6 protein-coding genes are annotated in these 12587 nt (G+C 63.7%); 2 read left to right on the top strand and 4 right to left on the bottom strand.

Features of this window, described 5'->3' with window-relative positions; translation table 11 throughout:
• Positions 1–86 precede the first annotated feature (86 nt).
• Entirely contained in the window at positions 87–2762 is a 2676-nt protein-coding gene (locus RYH79_RS17130) for a DUF1156 domain-containing protein (protein ID WP_370901593.1), read from the top strand.
• Between the two features lie 7 nt (positions 2763–2769).
• Here RYH79_RS17130 and RYH79_RS17125 read toward each other — a convergent pair whose 3' ends face one another.
• The 4 genes from RYH79_RS17125 to RYH79_RS17110 all read right to left on the bottom strand — a co-directional run bounded on the left by RYH79_RS17125 (position 2770) and on the right by RYH79_RS17110 (position 9682).
• Positions 2770–4599 carry a hypothetical protein gene (locus RYH79_RS17125; RefSeq protein WP_370901591.1) on the bottom strand — a complete coding sequence of 610 codons (1830 nt, stop codon included), beginning with the start codon at positions 4597–4599 and terminating at the stop codon, positions 2770–2772.
• 75 nt (positions 4600–4674) lie between these two features.
• Positions 4675–5955 (bottom strand): AAA family ATPase, encoded by a 1281-nt coding sequence (locus RYH79_RS17120; protein WP_370901589.1) that lies wholly within the window; start codon positions 5953–5955, stop codon positions 4675–4677.
• A 70-nt stretch (positions 5956–6025) separates the two neighbouring features.
• The gene (locus tag RYH79_RS17115) at positions 6026–7669 is read right to left on the bottom strand and encodes a hypothetical protein (protein WP_370901587.1); all 1644 of its coding nucleotides are present in this window, start codon (positions 7667–7669) and stop codon (positions 6026–6028) included.
• Between the two features lie 6 nt (positions 7670–7675).
• A complete protein-coding gene (locus RYH79_RS17110) occupies positions 7676–9682 on the bottom strand; it encodes an AAA family ATPase (RefSeq protein ID WP_370901585.1) in 2007 nt (668 codons plus the stop codon).
• Between the two features lie 119 nt (positions 9683–9801).
• On the opposite strand from RYH79_RS17110, the gene RYH79_RS17105 reads away from it, so the two are divergent.
• Positions 9802–12564, top strand: coding sequence for a DUF1156 domain-containing protein (locus RYH79_RS17105; protein ID WP_370901803.1), 2763 nt, complete (start codon positions 9802–9804; stop codon positions 12562–12564).
• Positions 12565–12587: the final 23 nt, after the last annotated feature.

Below are 12587 nucleotides of genomic sequence, written 5' to 3'. Positions count from 1 at the left end.
GTGGTCGTGAGCCGTCGCCGGGGTACAGACGAGCGACGAGACCGCCAGCCCGCGGCCGTGAGACAGCCGACCACGAGGAGCCACCCGTGACGGACGACCGCGACCGCGCCCCCATCGAGCGGGGGTTCCCGATCGAACGGGTGAGCGACCTGGCCAACCGCGAGACCCGCGCGAAGCTCCACTACCGCCCGCTGTCCGTCCTCCACAAGTGGTGGGCCAGACAGCTCGGCACCCTCTTTCGCGCCGTCTCGCTGTACACCCTCGTCGACGACCCCGACGCCGTGACCGTCCGCCAGCCGGGCGAGAAGAACGGCACCGAGACGCCGCTGGAAGAGTTCGCCGGCAACGACGTAGACGACGGGAACACGACCGACACGGACGACACGGACCTCTCGGGAGCGTGGGACCGCGACCGCCTGGCGGCGGCAATCGACGCCGTCGACTTGGAGTCGCCGGCCGCGCTGTGGGACCTGTACGCCGCCGACGTCCGGGTCGACGACACGAGCGTGTTGGACCCGTTCGTCGGGGCCGGGACGACGCTCGCGGAGGCCGTCAGGTTCGACGCGGCCGTCACCGGCGTCGACCTCAACCCCGTGGCGACGTTCCTGACCGAGCGGAGCCTGGAGGCACACCGCGTCGACACCGAGACGCTGGAGACCGCCTTCGAGACCGTCCGGGACTCTGTCGCGGACGAACTCCGATCACACTACCGGACGGCCTGTCCGGAAGACGACGACCACACCGCCGACGTGGTGTACGGGCTGTGGGTTCGCTGTCTCGACTGCTCGTCGTGTGGCGAACGGGTGCGACTGTTCAGAGACTACCGCGTCGCCGCCGGTCGCTACGACGACAGCGACCGCGACGTGGTACTCTGTCCGGACTGCGAGACCGTGTTCACGACGGACGACTACGACGAGACGGCCGTCTGCCCCTCGTGTAGCCACTCCTTCCGGCCCGCGGTCGGCCCGGTTGCGAACGGCAACTACGGCTGTCCGTCCTGTGGGCTCCAGTACCCCATCGTCGACGCCATCGCCGACGGCGGGTCGTACGAGGACTATCTCTACGCCGTCGAGTACTACTGCCCCGACTGCGAGGACGACGGTGCGGACCGGCCGACGTACAAGGGGTACCGCGGCGCGACCCCGGCCGACCGCGAACGGTTCGACGCGGCCGCCGACGCGCTCGCGTCCGACTCGGACCTGTCCGCGTACCTCCCGCAGACGGACATCCCCGAGGGCGCGGTCACGACCAGTTCCCGCATCAGCGGCAACGACCTGTTCGCCCACGGGTTCGAGCAGTGGCAGGATCTGTTCAACCCACGACAGCGCTACTGTCTGGCGACACTCCTGTCTGCCATCGACGAGATCGACGACCCAGACGCCAGAGCCTACCTCCTGACGGCGTTCACCGACTCGCTGGCGTTCCAGAGCCGACTGTCGCTGTACAACCCGAACGGCGGCAAGGTGGAGAGCGTGTTCCGACGCAACTCCTTCACCCCGCGCGTCGAGTACGCCGAGAACAACGTCTGGGGCACCCGCGCCGGCCGCGGGACGTTCACCAACACGTTCCAGAAGGTGCGTGACGCCGTCGCCTACGCCAGCGCCCCGACGGAACGACACCTCGTCGACGACGAGATGGTCGAGAGCCCGCCGTTCGACCACCCCGTCGGCGGCGACAGCGAGGTGCGACAGGGTGACGCCCGCACCGCAGCCACAGACGACGCGCCGTACGACGTGGTTCTCACGGACCCGCCGTACTACGGCAACGCGATCTACTCGGAGCTGTCGGAGTTCTACTACGTCTGGCTCCGGCTCGTCCTCGCGGACGACGATCCGGCGTTCGAGCCGCCACACACTCCGCGCGACGGCGAGATCGTCTCGAACCCGGCAACGGGAGTCGACGACGAAGGGTTCGAGACGGCGCTCGCGGCGGCGTTCGACCGTGTCCGAGACGTGCTCGCGGACGACGGTCTCCTCGTGTTCACCTACCGCCACGGCGGCCCCGCAGAGTGGGCGGCGCTCGTCGACGGGCTGGCCGATGCCGGCTTCGCCCCGACCGCGACGTACCCCGTCTCCGCCGACGCCGGCGCGTTCGGCGATGGCGACGCCGAGTTCACCGTCGTCGTCGTCGCCCGGCCGAGATCCGAACCGGAGTCGGAGCCGGAGGCGGTGAGCTGGCCGACGATCCGGCGACGACTCCACGCGACCGCGGGCGAGGCACACGAGGCGGCGACCACCGGCCAGACGATCTCGGAGGGTGACGCCGCGGTGGTCGCGCTCGGCCGGTGTCTCCGTGCGTACGCCCCGCACCACGGCGCAGTCCACCGCGACGGCGACACTCTCGACACGGAAACGATCCTGTCGGAGCTGTTCGACACGCTCGGCGGTGATGTCACCGTGACGGACGTCTACCTCGATCTCCTGGCGACGGACGACCCGACTGCGGCGGACGTACGGCGACTCTGCCGCGGGATCGACGTCGACCCGGCAGATCTGGAGGCGTGTCGACTCGTCGATCTGTCGGACGAACTGACACTGGCAGCCTGGGACACGCCGGCACGACGGTCGTACGTCGAGTCGCTCCCCCCCGACGACCGGACGCCTCTCGACACCGTCCACCTGGCCCGCGCGCGCCACGAGGACCCCGACGGGACGGCTCTGGACGCGACGAACCCGGACACGGTAGGCGAACTGCTCGATGTCGCCGCCGAAATCGCGGCGGTCACCGACGACGACGACTACCAGACACTGTTCCAGCGGTGACGACGACTCAGTACACCTCGATGGAGGCGACGTCGACACGACCGTCCGGGTCCGCCGGCCCGTCGAACCCGGTGAGTAGGTACAGGTCGAGCACTCCGACCAAGCCGTTCTCGCCCAGCGACTGCTTGCCGGCGTCGTCGACGTCGCTCCGGAACACCGGCACACAGGTGGTGTCGTCCTGTGGGTAGCGTCCCCCGCCCGTCTCGCCTACCTCGTTCATCACCTCGCCGATCCTGCGATCCAGCCGGTCGCCGTCGTCGACCAGCGTCTCGGGATCGGGCGTCGACACGCCGAAGGTGAACCGCTTCTCGATCCGCCGCCACAGCCGGCCGGGGGCCTCGCCGAAGTCGCTGTCGAGGTCCAGGATCGCCGACAGATCCGGGCTGTCGAGCGCGACGACGCCGTCTCTCGCCGCGAACAACGGCCGCAAAACCGGGAACACGTCGCGCAGGACCCGCCGGAGGTACTCCCGGACCGCCGTCTCGTAGGCCACACACGAGAACGACTCGTCGCCGCCGGGCGAGACGATCTCGACGCCCCCGGGAGCGTCGCGGAACTCGTAGTCGGCCGCGTGGTACCCCGGGGTGAGCAACGCCGTGTGTTCGACCCCCGTCAGGTGGGCGTAGGCGAACAGCCGCGAGCGAGCGTCGCCGTCGGCAAGTGGATTCTTGCCCGTCGCGTAGTACTTCGAGTCTAACACCGCGACGGCGTCGTCGCCGTCGGTCAGGAGGTGGTCCGGCTCGTGTCGAAACCCCGTCTCGCCCGCGAACGGGTAGAGCGTGGGTTCGGACTCACAGGCGAGGCCGTCCAACACCCCGACCGCGTCGGCCGCCCGGAGCGCGTCCAGTTCCGTCTCGATCACTCGGTGTGTGTACTTCTGGAACAGCCGCTCCGTCCCGAAGGCGTAGTCGACGAGCAGGTCGTCCGTGCCGCCGCCGAAGAGACTTCCAGTGAGGACAGACCGACTCACCCGGAGCGCCCGTCGGTAGTAGCGTCGCTGTCTGGGGAGGCCCTCGACCGACAGCCGACTGTAGGTGTCGACGTCGCGCAGGGAACTCCGGACGCCGTCGTCTTCGAGTCGCCGGACCTCGCGGTCGACGAGCGACTGGAGCGTCGCCAGCTCCGGGTGGGCGTCTGCGTTGCCGCGCCGGAGCAGCTCCAACAACACCCGACCGGCTCTGTGGATCGCGGCGTTGACCGACACGTCGTACCGGACGTTCGTGTCGATCCAGACGGGGCGCCGGTCGCCGACGCCGACGCCGTCCGTCGCGTTCGTGGAGCTAACTCGGTTCCGGAGTGTCGCCGCCACGTCCACACTCCCGCCGCTCTCGAAGCCCGCTCGCCGCTCGAACTCCGTGTCGCGCACGAGCCCCTGGCGTCTGACCGTCCGGACGCCGTCGACGTAGTTGATCGCCAGCAACGCCACGATCTGGTCCGTCTCGACGGTCGCGTCCAGTACCGACGACAACGGCAGCCCGAAGTACGACTCCGTCCGGTCGAGCCCGTACACCCGCAACAACATCTCGACGACCGGTCGCCACCCCACCTTCGGCTCCACCTCAAGCGTCGTCCCCGGCAGGAGACTCACCGCTCCGACCACGTCCTCGGCTTCGACCCGGAGCCGTCCGTCCCGCACCCACGCCCGGGCGACGACGAGCCCGTCGTCGTCCGGGCGCTGGCGACGCTTGACCCACACGCCGTCGTTCTCGACGAAGTCCGTCTGTTCTAGTCCACGCTCGACGGCCGCTCGCCCCGGGATTCCGTCGAGGTACATCCGCCCCCGCTCGCGAACCGAACACTCCTGCGTGTCGTAGTCGTAGTGTGGTGACTCTGTCATTCGTGTCGTGTCGCTCGCGCTGTCACGGTTCCGTCGAGGAGTGTTTCGACCGTCCCGGTCGCCGCGGGCTCGGTGTCACTCGTAGGCACCACTGCCGATCCCGCGCTGTTCCGTCTCCGCCTGCCGCTCCACGAGTTCGATCGCCGGCGAGAGATCGAACGCCGGGTGCTCCTCGTCGAGCGTGGTGTAGTGTTCCGCGAGCCGTCTGATCTGCGGGAGCGCGGCGGTGTTGAGCAGCCGTGGCGCGACGTAGGTGGCGAACGCCTCGCCGACGGCGCGAGCGTAGTTGCCCGCGTACGCCCCGCCGTCGGCGCAGGCGACGGAGATAAATTGGATCACGTCGCGGTAGTGCATCGGGCCGAACTCCGTGATCGGCTCGTCGCGGTCGGTCGTCGTCCCCTCGTTGATGCCGACGTGGTGGGCCTCGAAGAGGTCGAGCAGGTCGTCGTCGTCGAAGTCGAAATCGCTCGGAGCGTTGGTGATGACGATGTTACTGTCCGTCTCGCTGACACCGAATCCCGACTCCGACACCATCCACGACCTGTACAGGTCCTTCCGACTCTCCGCGTCGTACTCCCGCAGTTCGATCATGGCGAACCGGCGCGTGATCGCGTCGTCCAGTTCGTTCACGGTCCGGTCGGACATGTTCATCGTGCAGACGATCTTCACGTCGTCCGTCAGACTGAGCTCTCGGCCCTCGTCGTCGACGAAGATCGTCTGGCTGTCGTCCTCGACGGCCGTGTACAACGGGCCGAACACCTGCGAGATGTCCGCGCGGGTGATCTCGTCCAACAGGACACCCCACTTCCCGTACCGCTCGGCCTGTTGAATCCCCCGAGAGACACACCCCGGCTCGCGGCGGTACTCCACGTCGCCGTCGTCTAACTCCGGCTGGATGCTCCCCGTGATGTCGCCGGGCGTCCACGTCGGCGTCGCCGTGGCGATCTCGTAGTCCAGACACTCCTCCGCGAGCAGTTGCTTCGCAAAGTGGGTCTTTCCGGTGCCGGTCGGACCGTAGAGGACCACCGGCTTGCCGACCGCGAGCGCCGTGCGAGCGTTCTGCTCGACACGATCCGGGACGAGAGTCTCGCCGAGGTCGTCGGCGTCGCGTCGGAAGATCTTCTGTTTGGTCTCGAACGGCGTGACGTCGGCGGTGAGTATCCGCTCCCGGACGGAGTCTGGCCCACGGCCGTACCGTTTGTCTGCCTCCTCCTCGACGAGAAGTTCGACGGCGCTCGGGTCGCTCGTCTCGTTCACGAACCGCTTGACGGTCTCTGCTGCACCGAGCACGAAGTCCAGTTCCGACTCTAACTCCTCCCGCGAGTAGTCCTCGAATCGGCGCCGGAAGTTACTCATCTACTCACTCTATCGACCCGGCGCACAAAACGATACCTGTCTCGTGGGGGAAAATACAGAGGCGGATCTATCACTCCCGCAGCGGGCGGTTGACGGTACCGCCTTCTGGCCCAGCGTCGTCGAACCAACACAGCTGGATCTCGTCGGGCTCTGCTTCGACTTGGTGGCCAGAGCTGACGAACAGTCCGAGTTCGAGACGCTCGTCGCCGAGGAACTCCGTGTCCGTCGCAACGTGATCAGCGTTCGGATCTCCGGCTAACACTGCGTCGTCACCCACCTCGGTGAAGGCTCCGTACTCCGCGAGTTGTGCGATCGCCTCGTCGATGGTGTGGAGACTATCGGTTCGTTTTACCTCACCAACGAACACTCCCTCAATCGTCGGCGTATCGGCAGTCGCGTCTAATTCCAAGAGAACGATGTCCGGCTCCCGGTCGTCGCTATTAAACGATTTATCCAGCCCTTGCTCCCGGACACGTTGCCACGCTTGGTGGACGTGACCACCGCGAGACGCGCCGGGCTCGGGTCCGTCTTCTACCCGTGCATCCGGTGGAGCAAACCGGAGATACTGTTTCTCTTCAGATCCGTCGACTGCTGCCGCCCCGTTCCAATCGTTGAATTGGAGGAAACGACTGCCTTTCGCCTCGTTCTCCCAAGCGGCGACGAGACTGTCACCACCGGCAATGTCGAGCGGCCTGAACTCGCTGGCTTCGAACTGAGCGGCAATCTCGAAGTGCCAGTAGAGTTCGTAGATTGTCGACTCGCCGTCGCTGCTTACGTCGGGCTTGAAGACGTCCATTCCGAACAGGTCTCCGGCGTCCTCATCCGTCACTCCTCCTCGCTGAATCTCTCGGTACCGCTCTAACAGCACCGCAGCTTCACGATACAGTGGTTCCCTGTCGCGCCGGACAGTTCTTACCTCTCTGTCGTTGGCCGTCACCTCACTTGTGTCGACGCTCCTGAAATGCGCGTTCGACAGTCCCGACTCAACTGTAGTGCGATAGCGGCCTTCTGGCCCCCAGCCATCGAGCCAGTTGGGAAACGACCCGTCACTGCCGACGTGGTTCCGTTCGAACCGCTCGCAGATCTCGATGAGTTCGCCGAGTAAGTCGAACAGCACGCGATTCCGTGCAGAAAGCGTGTCACGGCGCTGTACACGACAGGCGTACGTCTGTTCAGTCGGCTCACCCGTGGTGTGTCGGTGTTTGATCGTCTCCTGCCAGTCGACGCGACCGTGGATTTCTCCGTCGAACCGTCGAACCTCTTCTGTCACGTCCGTGTCGACAGTCCGGAGTCGTTCGTCGAGTAGACCCACGAAGTCCTGCACGCCAACGTGTGTGTCGAGATGCGTCGTAGCCGCTGCGACGACTTCGTCTATCTCGTTGACTTCTGATCGAGTGGCGTCGTCGACAGCCACGCCGGTATTCAGGAAGTGGTACTGTAGCAGCTCGTCGAGATCAGCGATATCGTGGCCGGGGTCAACATTCTCGACAATCGGATCTGGATCTGCCACGCTGCCAACGTTTGCGACGAAGTGCTCGCTGGCCGCCTCAACAACGTTCTCGGGGTCCGGTCGCAGGTCTTCGTCATCCTGGATCTTCTTCACAACTTGTTTAAATGCTGTTACCGCGTCAGTGCCGTCGTCTCTCTCACCCGCCTCGAAGTTGAACTCGTGGTCTTCTAGAAAGTCTGCGACCGACGTGTTTTCTTCAAACATTCGTCATCAGTCGTCCCGTGCCCCGAGGTCGGCGCCGAGGTAGTTCTCGGCGAACTGCCGGGAGACGGCCGTGTCTTCGGGCTGTTCGATCTCACTCAACGTGGTTCTCGGTACATCTGCCCCGTTTTCTTCTAGCTTTTCGAACAGTTTTCTGATGGCTTCGTCTTTCTGCCCCTCAAACTGCGGGAGGAGGTGCGACGCCAAGGCCTGATCGTACCCGAGCGAGTTGCTCGTCTGAAGTTCGGCCAGTGCGTGTTCCACAATGTCCCGGATCACACCTGGCCCGAACTCTGGACCCCATTTGAGCCCGACCGTCCAGATCAGAGCTAGATCCTCACGGAGTTTCTCTCCGAACGTCTTGCCGTCGTCCAGAGAGACCTCACTCGTGTCGTACTCCTCGGGATTAATATTCCAACACTCCAGGTACTCACCGACTGTATCCGGATCAATGTCTTCTGCTGACGGAACTGGGACACTGACGAACGCTAATCGCCGCATGAAAGCGTAGCTCATGCGGAACAGCGATGCCTTGTCGACGGAGTTCATCGTTGCGATCATTCGCCAGTCGTCTGGGACGTAATAGCGGTGTGGAGAAGTTGGTGCCCCTTCGCTGGGGTCCCCGTGGACCTCGACGCGGCGTTCTTCCAGTTCGCTGTCCACGCTCATCTCCACGGAGAACGGGAGTGTTACCGTCTCACCGGTGAGGACTGAGAACAACGAGCCGAACGCCTTGTCCACATCCGCCCGATTCAGCTCGTCGACGACGAGCCACTCGTTCACTGCAACACCGTCGCCGTCTGTCCGGAACCGTTCGAGGAACAGTCCGGGTGTAAACTGGAGATCATCACCGTCTCGCTGCTGCCTGTACCCCCCAATGGTGTCGAACGTTGACCAGTCGGAAGTCGCCGTTGCCACTCTGTAGGCGTCGTCGCGGTAGTGCTCACAGATCTCCTTCGACAACTGCGTCTTCCCCGACCCTGGTGGACCTGTGAGGACGAGGTGGTTCCCACTGCGTAATGCAGCGTCAATCCGTGCCACAATCGGTGTGTCGGGCTGAATTTGGTCCGGAAAGAACAGATCCGTCTCTAGATGGTCTGCTTCGACGTGCGGGCCTGGGAGGTGATCCGGGTCGGTCCAGTCAGGGTGGTCTACTCTCGTTTCAGACGTGGGACGGGAGGCGTCACCAGAGCCCGCTACAGCACCAGGTGAAGTGCTGAGCTCTATCTCTGCCTCAATCTCCTCTAAGGCCTCGTCGAATAGTTCTCTCTGATACGAGTCAGATTCCCTGTGCCAGAGTTTTGATCCACACTTCTGCCGAACCGTATCGTATTCGATGCCCTGTTGATTTGCGATAATCTCCTGAGCCTCCCGCCTTCGCGCAGCGGTCTCCTCCGTGCTCTCTTGAGTGAGAAACACCTCCACGACCCGCTCGATCTGTTGTGCCTTGGCCGGGCTCTCTCGCCAGTCAGGTGGTAGCTTGCGGTGGAGATACTCGCGGACCAGAGGTAGATTTGCGTGAATTTGGAGTCCTCTGAGTAGATGGTCCACAGGTGTGACTATTGTAGTCTCGCCGTCACGTCCAACTTTCTTTCCCGAGCGGCTCCGAACGCCAATATTGTGACTAATTGCGCGTTCGATAGTTCTCTGGTAGAAGTTTGGGGTGTACGGCTTCCCCGACACCTTTCCGTATTGGTCAATCATTCTATCGTCCACGAGAAGAAAAACGTCCTCGGATACGCCAGCGTCGTCCCCCTCGAGATATCCGCAGACAACGATCATATCACAGTCACCGGGCTTTGTACGCTGATTGCTCATTCTGACGTCGAAGCTGTACTCTTCACCTCTCTTTTCGCTTGTTCTGTCTTCGTTGTTAGTGTTGTATCCTTCGTACACGTAGAATCTCGTCTTACTCACGGGAAGCCTGCTGGAGACCACGTCAACGTATTTGTCTCCCGTCTCCACGGATTCGGGAATACCGCCGATAGCTTCGAGAAGAGCGATTTCTGGGTCCATACCATTCACTCTACTGTAACATACAAATCTCTTTCTGTACAACCTCGGGCTAAACTGCTGTCTGCTCCCATCACCAAATTGCTTATAAACTAGACTGGCCGCACATACTATGAGTGAACATGCGGGATGTGGATCGGAACGACGACAGAGTCGAACTCCCCATAGAACGCGGGTTTCCGATCGAACGGATCAACGAGATCGTCTCGCGCGAGAGCCGGGCGAAGCAGTGGTACCGCCCGATTTACACGATGCACAAGTGGTGGGCACGCCGCCCCGGGAGCCTGTTTCGGGCGATCACGCTGTACAGTCTGGTGAACGAGGAGACGACGGCCGGGGAGGTGTCGGTGTACGAACCCGGTGCGAATCAGACACTGACCGCTGGGGGGCCACACTCCCGTGAGGGCCTGGAGGAGCTGGCAGGGAACGTCGACATGTCCGATCCGGAGTCGTTGTGGCAGTTGTACCCGAAAGATATCCGGATCGACGACGAGACCAGCGTGCTCGATCCGTTCGCTGGCGGGGGAACCTCGCTCGTGGAGGCCTCTCGGTTCGGTGTCGAAACGGTCGGTCACGACCTCAACCCCGTTGCGTGGTTCGTGACGAAGAAAGAGCTAGAGGCGGGTGAGACGAGTGTCGACCGTCTCGAACGAGCCTACGAGCGTGTCCGCGAGGAGGTGGCCGACGAAATCAAGCGGTACTACCGCACACCCTGTCCGAACGGGGACAGTGCCGACAGTTCGGCCGACGGTGAGACTGCGCGAGCGGTTCAGGACGGTGGGGCCGTTGCAACTCACGACGGACGACACGACACCCAAGACGACCACACTCACGACGCGGACGTGATGTACAACTTCTGGGTGAAGGAGATCGACTGTACGTCGTGCGACCACACGGTGCCGTTGTTCAAAGACTACCGTGTCGCAGCCGGGCGCTACGAGAACGACGACCGATACAACGTCCTGTGTCCGGACTGCGGCGAGATCAGTCTGGTCGACGACTACGACAGTGAGTGTACGTGTGACTGCGGAAATCAGTGGGTTCCGGCGGAGGGGAACGTCTCGCGCGGCGGCTACTACAACTGCCCCGAGTGCGGGCTGAAGGAGTCGATCACGGACGCCATCGCCGAGCAGGGGAAGCCGGACGAGCGGCTGTACGCCGTCGAGTACTACTGTGAGACGTGTGAGGAGGCGGGCCACGACCGCCCCGTCTACAAAGGGTTCAAGTCTGCCGGGCCGGCCGATCAGCGGCTCGTGGAGTCGGCGGCACAGACGTGGCAGACCCGGACGGACCTCCACGAGTACGTCCCAGACGAGGAGATTCCCGAGGGGGCGATCACCGAGGCGTCGTCGATCAGCGGCAACGACGTGTTCCAACACGGCTACGAGAAGTGGACGGACATGTTCAACGAACGGCAGTTGCTGTCACACGCGCTGTTGCTGGACAGCATCGACCGCCTCTCCGACGAGAACCTCCGGGACTACCTCCTGCTCGTGTTCTGTGACGCGCTGATGTTCAACAGTACGTTCACGATCTACAATAAGACGGCGACGAAGATCGAGGGGACGTTCCGTCTCAACTCCTTCGTCCCGCAGGCGGAGTTCGTCGAGAACAACGTCTGGGGGGCGGCCGCCGGGCGGGGGACGTTCTCGAACACCTTCGAGAAGGTGAAAAACGCCGTCGAGTACGCCAGTGCCCCGACGGACCGATACGTCGAGGACGGCGAGACGAACGAGACCGACCCGTTCGCCCAGCCAATCGGCGAGGACAGCGAGGTGTTCCAGGGCGACATGCGGGAGATCACCGCCGAAGACGAGTACGACGCGGTGATCACAGACCCGCCGTACTACGACAACATCATCTACAGCGAGGTGTCGGACTACTTCTACGTCTGGCAGAAGATCCTCCTCGAAGACGATTACCCGGGATTCGACCGCGAGCAGACGCCGCGTGCGGAGTCCATCGTCACGAACCCGCACCTCGACAAGACGGCCGAAGACTTCGAACACGAGATCGGACAGGCGCTGTCGGTGATTCGCCGTGCGCTGAAAGACGACGGCGTGTTGGCGTTCACCTACCACCACAGCGACTCGGAGTCGTGGGGAGAACTGCTCACCTCGCTGTGTGAGACGGGGTTCGAGGTGACGGCGACGTACCCGATCAACTCCGACCTGAACAAGTTCATCGGGGGCGACGCGGTGTCGTTCGACATCGTGATCGTCGCCCGCCCGACAGAAGATCGCCGGGCAACGTCGTGGAACACCCTCCGGCGGGAGATAGTCAAGACCGCCAGAGAGACCCGCGAGACGCTCGAATCTAACCGCGATCTGTCGCGCGGTGACGTTGGCGTGATCGAGATGGGGGAGTGTTTCCAGGCGTACTCGAAACACCACGGCAAAGTCCACCGCGCCGGCGAGATCATGGACGCGAAGGCAGTCGTCGACCGGATCTACGGGATCGTCCAGGACGCGGACCTCGGCGAGGTGGACATCTACCTCGATCTTCTGGAGCAACGGAATCCGACGACGGACGACCTGAACAAGCTCCTGCGGCGCGCGGACGCGACCCGAGACCAGATGGAGGAGATGCACCTTCTCGACACGGACGCGAACGGGCTGCGTCTGTACGACTGGTCCGACGAGAAACGTCAGGCGTACGTCCGCGAGGCCGTCGAGAGCCCCGACCGCGACGCGACCACACTCGACCGCGCGCACTTCCTTCGTGAACGCTACGAGGCCGGGAAGAACCGCGAGGAGTATCTGAACGCCTGGGACACGACGGACCTCGAAGAGCTGTGCGAGGGGCTCGCGGAGGCGACTGACGACGAGACGTACCTCCGGATGGTCGGTGCCGACACGCGACTGGAGACGTTCGGTGGGACGTGACCGACACACTGGACGAGTGTGTC

The sequence above is a fragment of the Halobaculum sp. MBLA0143 genome, from assembly GCF_041361465.1.
Taxonomy (GTDB): domain Archaea; phylum Halobacteriota; class Halobacteria; order Halobacteriales; family Haloferacaceae; genus JAHENP01.
Note: the sequence above shows the minus strand (reverse complement) of the source record. Positions and strands in the feature narration are given on the sequence as shown.

Bases quoted from the DNA above. Each gene is read 5' to 3' on its own strand.
- RYH79_RS17120 (WP_370901589.1), bottom strand. From the start codon at position 5,955: ATGAGTAACTTCCGGCGCCGATTCGAGGACTACTCGCGGGAGGAGTTA.
- RYH79_RS17105 (WP_370901803.1), top strand. From the start codon at position 9,802: ATGCGGGATGTGGATCGGAACGACGACAGAGTCGAACTCCCCATAGAA.
- RYH79_RS17125 (WP_370901591.1), bottom strand. From the start codon at position 4,599: ATGACAGAGTCACCACACTACGACTACGACACGCAGGAGTGTTCGGTT.
- RYH79_RS17115 (WP_370901587.1), bottom strand. From the start codon at position 7,669: ATGTTTGAAGAAAACACGTCGGTCGCAGACTTTCTAGAAGACCACGAG.
- RYH79_RS17110 (WP_370901585.1), bottom strand. From the start codon at position 9,682: ATGGACCCAGAAATCGCTCTTCTCGAAGCTATCGGCGGTATTCCCGAA.